The 18,066-nt window shown below is 41.3% G+C and carries 15 protein-coding genes; 3 read left to right on the top strand and 12 right to left on the bottom strand.

Annotated features, from left to right (window positions below; translation table 11 throughout):
• Nucleotides 1–165: 165 nt before the first annotated feature.
• A complete protein-coding gene (locus H4J41_RS01110) occupies nt 166–996 on the bottom strand; it encodes a mechanosensitive ion channel family protein (protein WP_182135413.1) in 831 nt (276 codons plus the stop codon).
• A 735-nt stretch (nt 997–1,731) separates the two neighbouring features.
• Here H4J41_RS01110 and H4J41_RS01115 point away from each other — a divergent pair.
• From H4J41_RS01115 to H4J41_RS01125, 3 genes are all read left to right on the top strand, one after another.
• A complete protein-coding gene (locus H4J41_RS01115; RefSeq protein ID WP_259364429.1) occupies nt 1,732–2,796 on the top strand; it encodes a C4-dicarboxylate TRAP transporter substrate-binding protein in 1,065 nt (354 codons plus the stop codon).
• A 134-nt stretch (nt 2,797–2,930) separates the two neighbouring features.
• Nucleotides 2,931–3,461, top strand: coding sequence for a TRAP transporter small permease (locus tag H4J41_RS01120; RefSeq protein WP_182135411.1), 531 nt, complete (start codon nt 2,931–2,933; stop codon nt 3,459–3,461).
• 3 nt (nt 3,462–3,464) lie between these two features.
• Complete coding sequence (locus tag H4J41_RS01125) at nt 3,465–4,805, top strand: TRAP transporter large permease (protein WP_182135409.1); 1,341 nt, start codon at nt 3,465–3,467, stop codon at nt 4,803–4,805.
• A 308-nt stretch (nt 4,806–5,113) separates the two neighbouring features.
• Here the strand turns inward: H4J41_RS01125 and H4J41_RS01130 are convergent, their stop codons facing one another.
• The 11 genes from H4J41_RS01130 to H4J41_RS01180 form a co-directional block, all read right to left on the bottom strand.
• Complete coding sequence (locus H4J41_RS01130) at nt 5,114–5,500, bottom strand: DoxX family protein (protein WP_220460829.1); 387 nt, start codon at nt 5,498–5,500, stop codon at nt 5,114–5,116.
• Between the two features lie 309 nt (nt 5,501–5,809).
• Nucleotides 5,810–6,610, bottom strand: coding sequence for an IclR family transcriptional regulator (locus H4J41_RS01135; protein ID WP_182135407.1), 801 nt, complete (start codon nt 6,608–6,610; stop codon nt 5,810–5,812).
• A 688-nt stretch (nt 6,611–7,298) separates the two neighbouring features.
• Nucleotides 7,299–8,225, bottom strand: coding sequence for an electron transfer flavoprotein subunit alpha/FixB family protein (locus tag H4J41_RS01140; protein ID WP_182135405.1), 927 nt, complete (start codon nt 8,223–8,225; stop codon nt 7,299–7,301).
• Nucleotides 8,222–8,974: an electron transfer flavoprotein subunit beta/FixA family protein gene (locus H4J41_RS01145; RefSeq protein ID WP_182135403.1), complete on the bottom strand. Its 753-nt coding sequence runs from the start codon at nt 8,972–8,974 to the stop codon at nt 8,222–8,224. Before H4J41_RS01145 ends, H4J41_RS01140 begins: the two co-directional genes overlap by 4 nt.
• A 279-nt stretch (nt 8,975–9,253) precedes the next feature.
• Complete coding sequence (locus H4J41_RS01150) at nt 9,254–9,697, bottom strand: thioesterase family protein (protein WP_182135401.1); 444 nt, start codon at nt 9,695–9,697, stop codon at nt 9,254–9,256.
• A gap of 84 nt (nt 9,698–9,781) precedes the next feature.
• Nucleotides 9,782–10,180 (bottom strand): PaaI family thioesterase, encoded by a 399-nt coding sequence (locus tag H4J41_RS01155; RefSeq protein WP_182135399.1) that lies wholly within the window; start codon nt 10,178–10,180, stop codon nt 9,782–9,784.
• A 9-nt stretch (nt 10,181–10,189) separates the two neighbouring features.
• Nucleotides 10,190–10,924, bottom strand: coding sequence for an enoyl-CoA hydratase-related protein (locus H4J41_RS01160; RefSeq protein WP_182135397.1), 735 nt, complete (start codon nt 10,922–10,924; stop codon nt 10,190–10,192).
• A gap of 11 nt (nt 10,925–10,935) precedes the next feature.
• Entirely contained in the window at nt 10,936–11,913 is a 978-nt protein-coding gene (locus H4J41_RS01165) for a nitronate monooxygenase family protein (protein WP_182135395.1), read from the bottom strand.
• An 865-nt stretch (nt 11,914–12,778) separates the two neighbouring features.
• The gene (locus tag H4J41_RS01170; protein WP_182135393.1) at nt 12,779–14,878 is read right to left on the bottom strand and encodes a 3-hydroxyacyl-CoA dehydrogenase NAD-binding domain-containing protein; all 2,100 of its coding nucleotides are present in this window, start codon (nt 14,876–14,878) and stop codon (nt 12,779–12,781) included.
• Between the two features lie 24 nt (nt 14,879–14,902).
• On the bottom strand, nt 14,903–16,102 hold the full coding sequence (locus H4J41_RS01175) for a 3-oxoadipyl-CoA thiolase (RefSeq protein WP_182135391.1): 1,200 nt from the start codon (nt 16,100–16,102) through the stop codon (nt 14,903–14,905).
• Between the two features lie 13 nt (nt 16,103–16,115).
• Entirely contained in the window at nt 16,116–17,966 is a 1,851-nt protein-coding gene (locus H4J41_RS01180; protein WP_182135389.1) for an acyl-CoA synthetase, read from the bottom strand.
• Between the last annotated feature and the right edge of the window lie 100 nt (nt 17,967–18,066).

Genomic DNA, 18,066 nt, shown 5'->3' on the forward strand with positions numbered 1-18,066 from the left:
AAGACAAGTGTTGTGGTGAGTAAAGTAATATTGCAATAAGTGATTGCCAACGCCCACTTGTTGGCTGCAATGGCTTGCATTAACAGCACTTGGTGCCAGCGCCACTAAATGTCAGTTTAGTGGCGCCTGTGCAAAATTCGACTAATGGAATAGCTTCAGTAATCGCTAAGACTTATAAATATGCATGTCTCGTTGGGGGTAAGGAATGGTAATACCTTCCTTGTCGAAGGCTTTTTTCACTTTTTCATGCATGTCCCAGTAGTATGGCCACAGGTCATCGGTAGCAACCCAAGGTCGGAACATCAGATTGACTGAGTTATCGCCAAGGCTGCCAACACAGATTCTTGGCTCAGGATCTTTCAGAGAGCGTTCGTCCTCCTCAAATAGCCGTTGGAGAATGGCCTTCGCTTTGTCGATGTCGTCGTCGTAGTGGATGCCAAAGGTCATGTCGCAGCGACGATTTTTGTAAATACTGACATTTACCAAGGTGGCGTTAGATAAACTGCCATTTGGAATGACAATACGCCGGTTGTCGAAAGTATCCACCACAGTATAGAGGATCTGGATTTCGGTGACAGCACCATGAAAACCTTGAGCTTCGATGGTATCGCCCACTTTGAAAGGTTTAAAAATCAGGATCAGCACACCGCCAGCAAAATTGGCTAGGCTTCCCTGTAACGCAAGTCCTATCGCCAGACCAGCAGCACCGATCACCGCAATAAACGAGGTCGTTGCAATACCGATCATCGAGGCGACTGAAATAAGTAGCATAACTTTCATAACTGCACTAGTTAGTCCACACAGAAACTTATTCAGTGTTGGGTCTTTAGCGCCAATCTTTTTATCTAGAACCCCAACAAAGCGGTTGATCAGCCATAGACCAACAACTAATGTAATAATAGCAAGCACAAATTTAGGTGCGTAAGTGATCACTAGCGATATACCTTGGTCTATTAACTGCGAAACGTTTATGTTTGTTCCAATAATTTCTTCCATTCAGTGGTTCCCTACTTGTGATGAGTTACTAGTTGAATATTATAATGACAAACACGGTAACACATCTATGCAACAGACCTAGACTGCAGTGAGTTTAGAGTATGTGACCTGATGATTAAAACAAGGTCATAAAAAGTAAGATCTGACTTTAGATGGTCTTTTGGCTTGGTAAGGTTAGACACAGGTGAATTACGCTGAAGAGGTATATTGACGCTAGCCCTTGTCAATAATCTATAAACGACGGTATAAACGACAGAAAGTGGATTTTAGCGGCTAAAGATGAGTAACTTATGGCGCTATTGTTGGAAATTCTAACCTTAAATAAACAACAGTTAACGTCCGCTTTAGCCTATAAATGAATATTAGCTAGGATGATTTTAATAACAAAAATCAGCCCTTTTGTGTCGGTAGTCAACTTTTTTAGCACCAGTGAAGATCATTTTTATATCTGGAAATATTACCCGAGATGTCTATTAATACCCCTTGGATTATGGCGTTTATCAAGCAAGGCTATAAAAAACCGCGTTAAAATATCTCTAGTACAGTTACCGAATTGTTCGTTATCCAAACTGCAAAAAAACTTGATAACACCCCACAGGTAAGACAGAAAATTTAATTTCTAAAGCGCTTTTTTATGCTTGCAGCACCTTGTTTGTTATTGTACAGTAATGAACTTTAGCGGCCCACAAGTTCCGCCAAGCGAAACGCAGGATATTATTTTGAAGAGTCATCACAATGAATAAGATTAGCAAATTTTTCAAAGTAGCCACATTCACAGCCGCTGCTTTGAGTGCAATTCCTGCGGTTGCAGCAACTGTGCTCACTTATGGTGAACCTGGGCCAAACCGAGGCGCCCGTGCAGGTGCCACTAAATGGTTTGCACAGGAAGTTGACAAGCGCTCTGGTGGTGATTTAAAAATTGATATTATGTGGGGCGGCGCCTTATTTAAATCAAATGCCTCACGAGAATCTATTGCTGCTGGCGTGGTTGATATGGGCACCATTATCCCAGATTACTTTCCTAAAGAAATGGTTTCTGCTTCACTGACTAACTTGCCCTTTGAAAATTTAGATCCCTGGGTAGGACTAAAAGCGAACTATGACCACATGCAATCGCCTGAAGTGATACACAGCTTGGCTGAACAAAATTTAGCCTTCGTCACTTCGTACATGCTTTCTAGCGTTATTATCTTATGCAAAGGCGACGCTGTTCGTTCAATAGATGATATAAGAAATAAAAAAATACGTGGCGTCGGTACCTTCGGGAAAATATTTGGCGACTTAGGCGCAAACTTGGTTAGCATGAGTATTTATAAGGCTTATCAAGGACTAGGTAACGGTTTACTTGATTGTAGTCAAGGTTATATGAACGCCACCATCGCCCTGAAACAACATGAAGCGGCAGACAGTTTAACCAAACTCAATTGGGGGATTTATACCGGATTGGGCATGTATATTAATAAAAAGTCACTAACAAAATTGAGCCTCTCTCAGCGTAAAGTGTTAGATGAAGTCGGCGCTGACTTTATCAACCATATTGGTCAAAATGTAGTGAAAGCTGACAATAAAGCAGAGCGATTATTAACCCAAGGGATTAATGGCCACAAATTGGAAATTATTAATCTCCCTCCTGAAGATTCTGCGAAATTATATTTAGCCAGCCAATCTCACATTAGTAAATGGCAAAATGAAGCCAATAAAAGTGACCTTGATGGCAAGGCCATGGTTGAAAACTATAAAGCACTACTCACTAAATACAGCCAAGAACGCGATCTAAAAGGCTACCCTTGGACACGTTAATTTAATTACATCTGTTTCATTAATAAGCTGATGAACTTTATACACAATAAAAATGGCCAAATATAAGGCCTTTATTTTAAACTGTATAAATATTCACAACGAAGTGAGATAGGTACTACATAGAGTTTATTATTATGTTGAAAAAAATGGAACAGGGAGCATTGATTGTCGCTGGGGTATGTATTGTCACTCTCGGACTCATGATCACTCTAACGGTAGTGACGCGTAACCTTTTTGGCTGGGGCGTTACTGATGATGTTGTTATCGTTCGAGAACTCATGGTAGGTGCTGTTTTTCTACCATTAGCATATGTCACCGCAGATTATAGTCACATTACTATAGAGTTCTTATTTAAACGCTTGGGTAAACACAGCAAATTATGGTTGCTTGCCATTGGCTCTTTCATCAGTTTATTAATATTAATGCCACTTGCCTTCGCCGCTTGGAAAGGTTTTTTTCATGCGGCCAGCAGTGGTGCCTATTTTTTTAGCGAGTTAGACCTACCTGAATGGCCGGGGAGATTGGCCTTTTTCGTTGGAGCTGCACTCTTTATTATCCGTTTATTAGTGATTTTTATTGCTGATTTTCGAGCCGCTATTTCTGGTAATACTGAACATCTTGTGCAGCGCTCTGACGCTGCATACAATACAACTGAAGAGGATTAATCTGTGGATCCATTGATGCTTGGGCTAGTCGGGTTTGCCTGTACCTTGCTTTTACTTATGTTCCGTGTGCCAATCGCCTTCAGTTTGGCTGGTGTATCATCGGTATTTATCTTTTTATTTTTTGCCATGCGCTCTGGTGGTTTTGATATTGAATCAGCTGTAGCACCGACACTGACCATGATTTCATCCAATGCGTTTGACTTGGTGCATTCTTATGATCTGAGTATGATACCGCTATTCGTGCTGTTAGGTCATATCGCCTTCCATACCGGTATCACTACTGATATATATCATGCGGCACGCGTTTGGCTAAAACGCTTACCTGGCGGTGTGGCTATGGCCTCTGTTTTTGGCTGTGGTGGCTTCTCCGCCATTACCGGCTCCAGCATAGCTTGCGCGTCGGCTATGGGTAAAATCTGCGTGCCAGAAATGTTACGTATGGGTTATGATAAGCGCCTAGCAACTTCTACCGTCGCTGTTGGCGGCACGCTAGGTTCGCTGATCCCGCCCAGTGTGCTATTTATTGTTTACGGTATTTTTACCGAAATGTCTGTCAGCCGCCTGTTCTTGGCAGGTGTCATCCCAGGTCTAATATCACTAGTCGGTTTTTTAGTGGTGATCTACATCTGGGTAAAGCGTAATCCCAGTGATGCGCCCGCCGATACCACCCTACTGATAAAGGGAGACCGCCGCAAAGCCGCCATAAGATGTTGGCCCGCTGTGTTACTTTTTACCATTATTATTGGCGGTATTTATGGTGGTTTATTCACCGCGACCGAAGCCGCAGCGATCAGCGCATTTTCGGTGATTATCATAGGGTCATTGCAAAAACGTCTTAATTGGCAGCAATTTATGCAATCAATTAAAGAAACCTGTACGCAAACCACGTCTATCTTCTTTATCGCCGCTGGCGCAAAAATATTTGTCGGCTTTGTTGCGCTAACCGGTATGGCGCCGGCACTGGTCGGCCTTATCGAAGCTGCCGATGTTTCTTTATGGCTATTGCTGATAATGATCGCAGGGGTATATTTTCTCCTGGGCATGTTTCTTGACCCGCTAGGTATTATGGTACTTACCTTACCTTTTCTAATCCCTATGGTAGAAGGTTATGGCTTAGACTTAATTTGGTTTGGCGTAGTGATAATAAAGTTGCTTGAAATAAGCTTGATCACCCCGCCGGTAGGATTAAACGTTTTTGTTATCGCCAGTGTCACTAAACCTTCAGTCGCGGTATATGACATTTTTATGGGCGTGACAAGATTTTTGGTGATGGACATCTTGGTACTGGTGGCGATTATCGCCTTCCCTATCCTATCCTTGCTATTGCCTAATCTTATGATGTAACACTTATTATTCGCACTTTGGCCAATATATTAAAGACGAAAGCGAACATACTAGGTTACTAGCTTATGTTCGCTGTTCAAATATTAAAACATTAAAATATTGAAAAATAGGTACATCAGATTGTATTTACCATTTCAGCATAACCCTTTTCAACGGGTGTTCACGTAGAGGCAATATCACCAGATAAAATAGCGGGTTAGGTCTATTAGCGCTAACTGACAGGGGTGTTCTTAGGCATATAACAGCAACGACAAAGGCCGATTTTCAGCCAAGTAATACCCATATATTACGTGAGCTGCTCGGCCTTGTTATTTATTTTCACCTTTGTGCTGAATTCTTTCTGGTGCAATTGCCCACCATACAAACCAAATAAATAATAATTGCATGGGTAGGCGAAGATATAAAAAGAACACTGAAATATCGTGATATTTTTCTGGCTGCAAAGCCATGTTTATATTAGCCGGATAAACAGCAACAATTAAGGCAATTAACCCATAGCCCGCTAACAAACGAGTTTTAGGCACCAAAAGGCCTATCGCACCCAAAACTTCAAATACACCACTGATGAGAACAAGTTCTTTGTGATAAGGCAAATAATCTGGCATCGCCATTATAAAAAAGTCAGCCGAAATAAAATGGCCGATACCGCCGATAAGAAAGAACAAGGCAATAATTAAAAGTGGCATGCGAGGCATCAGTTATTCTCCGTATTCATTTTTCCAAAGCTCAAATCAAGGCGATTAATAGTTTACTTAAAGCTAAAGTGAAGCCGAGCGAAGTAAACGCTTAGCACTTTGCTTTAATTATTTTTTATGCGGCTGTTTTTACCCATGACTTTGCTATCGATATTGTATTGCTATCAAGATGGTATTTCATTGACATTGTATTTCATTAACATAACTACCTGACACATAGCAAAAAGCCTTTGCAGTAAACAAAGGCTTTTTAGCATTCAATCATGTCAAACACACCATCATGTCAAAGGATGAAACTAAGATATAATCTTAAAATTGAATTAACGTGGCTTCAATATTACGCACCATGCTTTTTAATTGCGGCGCAACTTCACCCGCCAAGAATTCTTTCGACAATCTAAATGCCGGACCACCCGCATTGAATACGTAGATTTGACCTTGAGTAAGTTTTAACGGTACGGCAATAGCATTGGTATCTCGCTCCCAATCGCCCCAAGAATGGCAATAACCAAATTCTTTATAGCTTTCCAACGCTTGATCAATACCCACTTTAACCGCGTCAAACTTATCACCAAGCTTTTCTTTGAAATGTCGTAAAAAGAAGTCACGTTCTTCTTCTGATAATGCCACTAAATAAGCTCGCCCTGCCGCCGTAGTGGCCATAGGTATTTTATCGCCAATATCTTTTTTAAAGGTAACAATATCTTTTGGCGCGCAATGATCAACATAAATCATGTCTAGTCGGTCGCGGTCTGCGAGGCCTATTGATGTACCTGTTTCAATTGACAGCTCTTTCATTTGGGGGTTCGCCACTTGGCGAATGCCAAGGTTAGAAACAAAGGCATAACCCAATGCCAACACACCAGCGCCAAGCTGGTATTTTTCTAAGCGCTTTGAATAAGTTAGGTAGCCTAGGCTGGTCAAGGTATAGGTTAAGCGAGATATACTTGATTTGGGTAATCCGGTTCGTTGAGCAATTTCCTGGTTACCAAGAAATCCGTCTCCGGGGTTAAATGCTCGTAATATATCTAACCCTCTGGCAAGCGCTTCGACAAACTTACGATCTACTTCCCCATTTATTTCTCTTGGCATACCAGTTAATGTATTCATTTTGAGCTACTCAGTTGTTAATCACACTAGACGTAGTGACTTATTGTAACTGTCAATACTTTTCAAATAATGGCGCTATAATCTCATTTTTTGCTCTAAAAATAAAGATGATAGATAGCTTTAAGAATAAATTTATAGACTAATAGCAGCAAGTTAGCTTAATAGCTTTAAACATATACTGTCACATATCGCCTTATTTTATTTGTTATTGAGATGTAAACACTGAAAATCGACAAACAAAATCAACACTAAAGTAGATTTTAACGCTTAGCAAACCCACGGCTTAATAAGAAAAAAACAGATAAAAGCGCTGACCTTTTTTATCAGGTTAGGCACAGTTATTGGTAAATACGATAGCAAGCTTGTACCCAGCGTAATGAATTTATTATCCATATTCAGACATATTTTGACTAAAAAACTTCAAGTTATAGCAGATGATTTTTGCTGGCTTTGTTGATGTGATTGTTGTTGATGGCTTTGATAGTGATAGTTTTGACACAGAAGATATTAGCTGACAAGTATGCCAACTAAAATACCAGCGAAAGTAAATCTAAAGCATTTTTGCTAAATCAATTAAAAGCCAGCATCATTTAACCTGCTTGGCTTTTAATTCATGGCATTAGCATTAAGCTCAACATAAATCTCACCATTGAGCTCACTGGTGAGTTCTCCATTGAGCTATCAGTACTTACAAAGCACTTTCTAATTCAGGTAAGGCTTCAAATAGATCCGCTACCAGACCGTAGTCAGCCACTTGGAAAATAGGCGCTTCTGGGTCTTTGTTAATCGCGACAATAACTTTTGAGTCTTTCATACCGGCAAGATGTTGAATAGCTCCCGAAATACCGACCGCTATGTATAAATCTGGCGCGACAATTTTACCCGTTTGCCCTACTTGCATGTCGTTAGGCACAAAGCCCGCGTCGACAGCCGCGCGTGATGCGCCAATGCCAGCCCCTAACTTATCAGCAATGCCGTCTAATAAGGTAAAGTTATCACCATTTTGCATGCCACGACCACCGGAAATAATCACCCTTGCGGCACCTAAATCAGGACGTGCTGAAACCGTTAACTCGTCACTAACATGGCTTGAAATACCGGCGTCTTTAACCTTATCTAATAAGATAATTTCTGCAGCGCCATCAGTGGCAACCGCATCAAATCCGGTTGAACGCACGGTGATCACTTTTTTAGCATCTAAACTTTGTACGGTTGCAATAGCATTGCCGGCATAGATAGGACGCACAAAGGTGTCAGCACTTTCAACCGCAACAATATCTGAAATTTGAGCCACATCTAATAAAGCGGCAACGCGAGGCATAAAGTTTTTGCCTGTGGTTAATGCGGTTGCCATAACGACACTGTAATCAGCCGCTAATTCAGTCACTAATAAACTGATATTTTCTGCCAGTTGATGCTCGTACACCACATTATCAGCCACCAGTACCTTAGCAACTCCATTAACTTTTGCCGCTTGTTCTGCAACACTTTGACAGTGATGCCCTGCAACTAAAATAGTGATGTCTCCGCCTATTTGTTGAGCCGCCGCTACTGTTTTTAAAGTATCAGCTTTTAACGCGCTGTTGTCGTGTTCTGCGTAAACTAAAATACTCATGAGATCACCTTGGCTTCATTTCTTAACTTTTCAACTAATGCATCAATTGATTCAACCATAATGCCGGCTTGACGCTCTTTCGGAGGAGAAACCTTTAATAACTGAGTACGTGGGGTTAAATCAATACCAAAATCACTCGCCAACTTCACCACTAATGGCTTACGTTTAGCTTTCATAATATTAGGTAAAGAGGCGTAACGGGGTTCGTTTAAACGTAAGTCCGTAGTGACAATAGCGGGTAAGTTTAGCGCCACAGTTTGCAAGCCGCTGTCGACTTCACGTGTGACCTTAATTTTGTCGCCTTCAACCTTAACTTGGGAGGCGAAAGTACCTTGGGCAAAACCGGTTAGTGCGCCCAGCATTTGGCCAGTTTGGTTGTTATCGCTGTCGATAGACTGCTTACCTAAGATAACTAATTGAGGCTGCTCTTCTTCAACAATTTTTTGTAATAACTTGGCAATATGTAACGCGTCGAGCGTTAGCTCGGTATCGATATGAATCGCACGATCAGCGCCTAAAGCCAGTGCGGTTCGCAGTTGTTCTTGACAACTTTTCTGACCAATAGAAACCACAATAACTTCAGTGGCTGTGCCCGCTTCTTTAAGACGAACAGCTTCTTCTACCGCAATTTCACAAAACGGGTTAAGGGCCATCTTAACGTTGGCTAAATCAACGTTTGAGTTATCTGGTTTAACACGCACTTTGACGTTGTAGTCGATGACACGTTTGATGGGGACTAATACTTTCATGAAATTTACTGCTCCTCGATGAATTATCTGAAATAATTTTTTTTGTTATTACTTTTTAATTTGGTTCTTTTTTAATTTGGTTCTGCTGTAGTTAATTGTCATCGTCTTAGATAAAATTAACTTGGCTATTCATATTGAATCCATTGCATTAATTGCCCGTTTGACAGTTGACGGACTGAAGTCCGACCTACAAAAAAATTTAGCTAACATGCTAATTTTCTTTCTAACCCTTTAAGAGATCGGCATCATAACCTAGCAACAGTTTTGTAAAACTTCGCCTTAAATTGATGCACCACCACGGGCTAACTCTTTTTCTAACAAGGTTAATGCCGTGCTAGGAAGGTTAATCTTACTTTGCAGTTCATGGCTAAAAGAAACAATAATGCTTTCACTTTTAGCGGCAACCTTTTGATGGTTTTCACTATAAATAATTTGACTTAAAGTAAACCTATCCTTGCTTATTTGCTCAACTTTGGTCGCAACAATAAGGTTATCAGGATAAGTTACTGGAAACTTAAACTTACAATCGATATAAGCCACAACAAAGCCGAGTTTGTCTTCGCCAAGTGCGGCTCTAATATGACTATCAGTAAAAAAATTCACCCGGCCTTCTTCACAGTAACGAAAATAATTAGTGTTATTAACATGGCCTAACATATCAATATCGCCCCATCTAACCGGATGTTTTATTTGATGAGGATAATGTTGTAATGGTTCGTTCAAAAAATTCTCCACTTGTTTGCTGGTCTGCTGGGGCTCTGACTAACGCCCAACCAGGTTTAACAGTATAATTGGCTGAAAATTAACTCACGCTTTTCGATAACGAAATACGCCTTGCCCTGAAGCAATGATATTGTCAAAAGAGTCGAATACCTCGGCCGAGCCATAATAGATATTTCGCCCCGACGCGGTCACTTTGCCAATAGCATAAAGGCTGTTGGACTGCGCTTGTCCTAAGTAATTTATGTTTAAAGATAAAGTTAATGCTTTTCTATAATCAAGCGGATCGTCACTATGGGCGCCCGATAGTGCCGTGGCGGCATCTAATAAGGTCGAAATAAAGCCACCGTGGGGGATCCCTGAACGGTTAAGATGTTCAGGCTTAAGCTCAGCACTAATTTTAATATGATTTTTATGCCATTCTTCGACCACAAAACCTAAATGGTTATTGAATGCCGGCATGGTTTTATTTGCCCAAGGTTTCATTGTAAACTCTTATTTTTTTGTTCTGGCGGCTATAGATTCTTCACTTTGCAGTAGCTGTGCAAAGATCACTAACTCATTTTTAATCACATCGTGCAGTATTGCCTGCCCAGAGGCTTTCAGAAGTTTTTTGCTAGCACGCAAAGCATTTTGCGGTTTCAGCGCTAAGGCTTTGGCTTTACTTAAGGCAAAATCAAATACCTCAGACTTGTCTAATTGTTGATTAACTATGCCGATATTAATCGCCGTTTCAGTATTAAAAGCCTCGCCAAGCATTAATAACTCAGCGGCTTTACGATGGCCAGCTAACTGAGGAATAAGCAGGCTTGAACCACCTTCAGGGCAAACACCTAAATCAACAAATGGCATTTTAAAATAAGTCTCTGAGGCGTAAACCAAATCAAAATGCAGCAACATAGTTACGCCTATACCTACGGCAACACCAGATACTGCACCAACAATCGGCTTAGGATAGTTATACAGCTCATACAATAAAGTGGCGGCTGGTGAGGGTTCATTGGCATCACGATTATTGAAATCGTTTAAATCATTACCGGCTGAAAAAGCCTCTTGTGTGCCATGTATCAGTACCACTTTGATACTTTCATCAGTCACACTGTCTTTTAGGGCTTTAGCCATAGCGGCATACATTACACTGCTTAAGGCATTTTTTTTCTCGGGGCGATTAATCGCTAAGTGTAAAACACCACTGTCCTGATGAATTAAGATGTGTTCTTGAGCTTTCATATGAAGAGTACCTATTTTTTTTGTAGACTATTTAAACGCGATAGCGCCACATCGTATTCTGTTTTAAAGCGTTCCACGACAGTAGCAACAGTCGCAATATCGGTAATACTGCCCAAGCCTTGTCCTGCACCCCAAATGTCTTTCCAAGCCTTAGTTTTACTGCCCCCTGATGAGCCAAACTTCATTTTACTTTTATCACCTTCTTCTAAATCATCAGGATTTAAGCCGGCATTAGTAATACTGGGTTTAAGATAATTGCCGTGAACACCGGTAAATAACGAACTATAAACAATATCTTTCGCGCTATGCTCAACTAACATTTTTTTGTATGCTTGATCGGCATTAGCTTCTTTAGTGGCAATAAAAGACGTGCCGATATAAGCAAAATCTGCCCCCAAAGCTTGCGCTGACAATATAGAAGCGCCATTAGCAATAGCGCCTGATAAGGCAATAGGGCCATCAAAAATTTGTTTAATTTCACTCACTAAAGCAAAAGGGCTTAAGGTACCTGCATGGCCACCTGCGCCAGCACACACTAATACTAAGCCATCAACTCCGGCTTCTATGGCCTTTTCAGCATGGCGAATATTAATAATATCGTGAAAAATAATGCCGCCATAAGCTTGAATACGTTGCACTAATTTAGGATCTAACGCGCGTAAGCTGGTAATAATCACCGGTACTTTATATTCAATACAGGTATTTATATCAGCCTCTAAGCGGTCATTACTCTTATGCACAATTAAATTAACCGCATAAGGCGCAACGATGGCGTTAGGGTTCGCAACTTGATAGCTATCTAACTCAGTTTTAATGGTGGTGAGCCATTCAGCCAACAATGATTGTGGACGGGCATTAAGCGCTGGAAAAGAGCCAACAATACCGGTTTTACACTCTGCGATAACCAATTCTGGTCCCGAGACGATAAACATAGGAGCGCTGATAACAGGCAAAGATAGTTTGTTTTGTAATGTTTTTGGAATTGGCATCTTGATCCCCTAAAAAGTATTTGTTGTGATGAAAAAAATGAGCTGTGCTAAACACTGGCATAATACCCATATCACTAACCTTGTGATCATTTCACCTGATTAAAATAAGCCACTGCTGGTTATTTATCTCATTATTAAAACATAAGTATTTAAAATAAATGCCCTCTATTTGGCGATTTTTACGGCGTATTAAGTAAAAGCTTTGTTGTCGTTAATTGTCGTCGTCTCAAGTGAAACTAATTTGGCTATTTATATTTGGCCCATCACGTTAAGCACTGGCTAAAAGGTTGACGGACTAAAGTCCGACCTACAAAACAATCGCTAAACGCTACGCGATCACCCGTAAATATTATCTGGGCCTTTGTAGGTTGGACTTTAGTCCATCAAGTTAAATGCAATTTAACCGTGCTCGGCACAAATACCGAGCGACAAAAATATCCGTTTCAAATCTGTGTTAACCCATCACGCTAACCACTGGCTTAACGGTTGATGGACTAAAGTCCGACCTACAAAACAATCGCTAAACGCTACGCGATCACCTGTAAATCTTATCTGGGCCTTTGTAGGTTGGACTTTAGTCCATCAAGTTAAATGCAATTTAACCGTGCTCAGCACAAGTGCCGATTAACAAAAATACCCGTTTCAAATCTGTGTTAACCCATCACGTTAAGCACTGGCTAAAAGGTTGACGGACTAAAGTCCGTCCTACAAAACAATCGCTAAACGCTACGCGATCACCCATAAATTTTATGTGGGCCTTTGTAAATTTTATCTGGGCCTTTGTAGGTTGGACTTTAGTCCATCAAGTTAAATGCAATTTAACTGTCATCAGCACAAATGCCGATTAACAAAACTTATAACTTTTTTAGCTATTAGAAGACCACTCAGATAAGGTTTTACCTTCTGCAACAAGTTGTTTTAATAACGCCGCAGGTTGCCAAAAATCTTCACCATAAGTAGCACCAAATTGACAAATGGTTTGATAAACTTTCTCTAAACCTATGGTTTCAGCATAAAACATCGGACCGCCTCGAAAAGCCGGAAATCCGTAACCGAATGCGTAAACTACATCAATATCACTTGAACGTTGGGCAATACCTTCTTCCAATATTTTAAAGCCTTCGTTGATCAAGGCAAAAGTCAAACGCGCTAATATAGTTTCGTCACTTATCGCTTTGCGCTCAACTCCCCTTTTTTTGGCTTGTGCTTCAATCACTTCAAGTACTATGGGGTCAGCTATACGCTGCCTCGTCTCGGCGTCATAACGATAATAACCTGCACCGGTTTTTTGACCTAAACGGCCCATCTCATATAAAGCATCAGCAATACAATAGCTTCTAACATCGCCTTTTTCTTCATCCGTTAAGCCTTCACGCGCTTTATAGCCAATGTCTATGCCCGCTAAATCGCCTACCGCTAGCGGTCCCATTGCCATACCAAAATTTTGCATAACCCTGTCTATCGCTTCCGGGCTTGAGCCTTCAAGCAAACACAGTTGTGCTTCACGGGCATATTGACGCAACATACGGTTACCAATAAAACCATAACAAACACGCGACAATGCCGGGATTTTTTTAATGGTTTTAGCCATTGCCATCGAGGTGGCTAATACTTGCTCAGAGGTTTTATCGCCACGTACAATCTCAAGTAATTTCATCACATTAGCTGGGCTAAAGAAATGCAGACCAATGACATCTTGGGGACGAGAAGTAGACTCGGCAATTAAATTAACGTCTTGATAAGAGGTGTTGCTGGCTAAAATAGCGCCGGGCTTACACACGCTATCGAGCTTGGCGAAAACTTGTTTTTTAATCGCAAGATTTTCAAAAACGGCTTCAATCACCAAGTCCATGTCAGCGAGATCGTTATAATCGGTTGTACCTGTGATCAGCGCTTGACGTTCAACGGCGAGCTCAGTGGTCAACTTACCTTTTTTAACCGTCATCGCGTAATTTTTAGCGATAATGTCTTTACCACGTTGCAATGCTTCGTGGTTAATTTCCAATAAGGTCACGGGAATATTGGCATTAACAAAATTCATTGCAATACCGCCGCCCATAGTACCGCCGCCAATAATACCAACGCGCTTAATATCTTTCAGCTGGGTGTCTTTGGGTAGGCCTTTAATTTTTGAAGACATCCGTTCAGCAAAAAACAGATGACGCAAAGCGGCCGACTGTGTTGATTGCATGCACTCGACAAACAGACGTCGTTCAACTTTAAGACCTTCATCAAAAGATTGACTCAAGGCGGCTTCAATACATTCAACAATACGTTGTGGTGCTTCTTGTTGGCGAAAACGTTTATTTAAATGGGCTCGATATTCAGCAAAAAAATCAGCTGAAATACCTTCATTATCAACGGCTATATCTCTGACTCTTTTAAGTACCGCACCTTGGGCAATAATGTCTTGGGCAAAATCAAGTGCGGCGCTAAGTAAATCACCTTTAACCACTTTATCAATTAAGCCAATCTTTAACGCGTTAACTGCCGTGATGGGCGTGCCTGTGGTGATTAAATCAAGTGCCGCTTTCACACCGGCTAATCTAGGTACTCTTTGGGTGCCACCCGCGCCAGGTAACAAGCCTAATTTAACTTCTGGTAAGCCAACCTTGGCGCTAGATAAAGCACAACGATAATGACAAGCCAATGCCGTTTCTAAACCACCGCCAAGTGCCGTGCCATGAATCGCGGCGATAATAGGTTTTGTTGACGCTTCTATAATATCAAGCAGCCCAGGTAATGATGGCAACATAGGGGCTTTGCCAAATTCTGAGATGTCTGCCCCGGCAATAAAGGTACGGCCCTGACAAATTAACACTAAGGCTAAAGAAGCATCGTTTTGTGCTTGTGCTACCGCGTCTTGAATACCTAAACGTAATGCATGAGAAAGCGCGTTAACTGGTGGGTTATTTAGACTAATAACACCGATGTCACCCTCTAATTGATAACTAACAACTGACATAAATTCATTCCTTACTTTGAGAAGTTAAACACGCTCAATAACGACAGCGATACCTTGACCGATACCAATACACATGGTGGCTAATGCATAACGGCCACCGGTTTTTTCTAATTGGCGTAATGCCGTCATCATAATACGCGTACCACTAGCGCCTAAAGGATGGCCAATGGCAATAGCACCGCCATTTTGATTAACCCGTGGGTCATCAAAAGCGATACCTAATTGTTTCATGCAACCTAGCGCTTGTACGGCAAAGGCTTCATTAAATTCTAAAACGTCCATATCCGCTAACGTTAAACCCGCTCGCGCTAAGGCTTTTTGTGAAGCGGGAACTGGCCCTAAACCCATAACACGTGGTGGTACACCGGCTATAGCGCCGGCTATAATTCTACCACGCGGTTTAATACCCGCTTTTTCACCCACTTCTTTGCTACCAATAATCATCGCTGAAGCACCATCGTTGATGCCTGAAGCATTACCTGCGGTAACTACGCCATCAAATAATGGTCTTAATTTACTTAAAGCTTCTGCGGTTGAAGCAGGACGTGGGTGTTCATCAGCGGTTACCGAAAGTGCTGGCAACTTACGCCCTTGTGACACTTCAATGGCAATAATTTCATCATCAAAATATCCTGCTACTTTGGCTGCTTCATACTTAGCTTGAGAGCTGGCAGCAAATACATCACAGTCTGCTCTGCTGATATTTAAATCACTGGCAATGTTGTCGGCTGTTTCTGGCATAGAATGGCCGCCATAGGCTTTAATAATCTCAGGATTAGTAAAACGTGCCCCCATAGTGGTATCAAACATTTCTTGCTGGCGAGCAAAGGCTGAGCTTGCTTTAGCCAAAACAAAAGGCGCACGACTCATAGATTCAACACCACAAGCAACAAATAATTCACCTTCATTGGCTTTTACACAGCGAGCAGCATCTAACGCGGCTGATAAACTTGAACCACACAAACGGTTCACCGTTATGCCACCTGTTTCAATCGGTAAACCCGCTAATAGCCCGGCAAAACGCGCAACATTTCGGCTGTCTTCACCTGCTTGATTAGTACTACCAGCAATAACATCTTCATAAAGGCTTAAATCAAAGTCGTTGCGTTGTACTAGAGTTTTTATAAGGTGGGCAAGCATATCATCGGGTCGAACAGAAGATAAAATTCCGCCATGACGTCCAAAGGCTGTTCTTGCGGCATCGTATATATACGCGTCTTTCATAATTTTTCCTAAGTTATAAAGTTGTTTGATAATCAACCAAGACAGGAACGGCGATTAATAATGCTGCCACTTTGTCTTTGTCTTGAGTATTTGATAATTGAATATGAACGACCTGACCTTTTTCTGGATCAAATGCTGCGCTAACTTGAGCGGTAATATTATTGGCTTTGAATAAGGCATTGACGCTAAATTCGGTCGCTTTATTACGTAAGATAGGCTTGAACACTTTACCCACCGCCGTTAGCGGAAAGCTATCAAGTATTTCGATACGTTTTGGAATGGCCGCTCTTTCGTTAATATGTGTTTGGCAATGGAGCAATAGTTCAGCGGCTGTGGTTTGCTGGGGATCTTTTACCACCACGTAAGCAACCGGTATTTCTCCTGCATGTGCATCAGGTTGACCAATAGCCACTGCTTGAAGAACACCGGCATGCGTCATTAAGGCATCTTCAATAATCTGGGGATCAATATTATGCCCACCACGGATAATCAAGTCTTTTGCTCGGCCCGTTAGCTGAATATGTCCTAGGTCATTAATTAAACCTAAGTCACCAGTATTGAACCATTCACCGTCAACCCATGCTCCTTCATTATCGCTTTCGTTCAAATAACCCTGAAAGATATTAGGCCCTTTGACCAGAATAATGCCAGGTTCATTGGCGCTACAAACACGGCTAATTTTATTATCAATAACGTGGGCAGCAATCACTCGGCTATAAGGTATGCCATTACCCACGGAAACCCCTTCAACATCATAACCAGGTAATACTCTAGCCACCACGCAAGAAGATTCGGTCATGCCATAACCATTGGTAACATTACAATTAAAGCGACGCTGAAAAGATAATTTCAGTTCAATAGGTAAAGGCGCTGAGCCACAAGCCGCATGTTCAAAACAGCTAAGATCAATGTCTTCATCAGGTTGCTGCAGTAAAACAGAAATAATAGTAGGTACGGTAGGAAACCAGCACACTTGATATTTATTAACAAAAAACCACCAGTTCTTCACCGTATTAGGATTTCTGAATCCTTCTGGGGTCATAATAACGACCTGACGACCAACAAAAAACATCGATAAACTGGCCGCAATAACACCAAAAACATGAAATAAGGGTAAGGCATTCAAGACCGCAGATTTACCTTGAAAAGCATTAAACCCGGCATAAACTTGCACGACAAAACTAATGTTGTAATGCGATAGTTTCGCTACTTTAGGGCGGCCGGTTGTGCCTCCCGTATGAAAGTACATCGCAATATCATCAGCCTTGGGTTGAGAGGTTTTTGTTAATCGTTCACTTGATTGAGTCGATATCGCCTGATTAAAATCAGTGATGGTGATGCGGTTATTATTGCTTGGGCCATAGCGGTTATCGAGGACAAGTATGTGCTCAAGTGATGGTACGCGGGCAATAATCTCATGCACTTTTTTACCTAATTCTGTGCTTTGATCAAGCGAAACAGTGACTAATACTTTGGATTTTACTTCGTTTAATATTTCAACAATGTGATCAACCTGCAACAGGTAATTAATCGGGTTGGCAATACCTACCGCTTGGGCAGCCCACATACTGAGATGAGTTTCAGCCAAATTAGGCAGTAAAATAGAAATAACGTCTGTACGCTCAACGCCAAATGCTTGATAAAGCTTTGCTGTTTGATTCAGTTTTTTAGCTAAAGTAGCAAAAGTAAGGGTATTAGCCACTTCATCTCGATCAGCGGTTAAATGCTCAACTATGGCGATATCAGCAGCATATTCATCGGCTGCATGGCAAAAAATATCGTAGGTTGTTTTACAATGATATCTGTCTTGGTCGTTTATTTTTTCTAAATCAGCAAGTAACTCTACTTCTGTTAGTTTGGACATTAAGCGCTCACTCTAATACAATTTTCAATCATTATTACCACAAAATTAATTACGCAGTAAAACAGTACATACATTCTGCAATGCGGAACTTAATTTTGCA

This window comes from Colwellia sp. MB3u-45, from assembly GCF_014077005.1.
In the GTDB taxonomy this organism is placed as follows: domain Bacteria; phylum Pseudomonadota; class Gammaproteobacteria; order Enterobacterales; family Alteromonadaceae; genus Cognaticolwellia.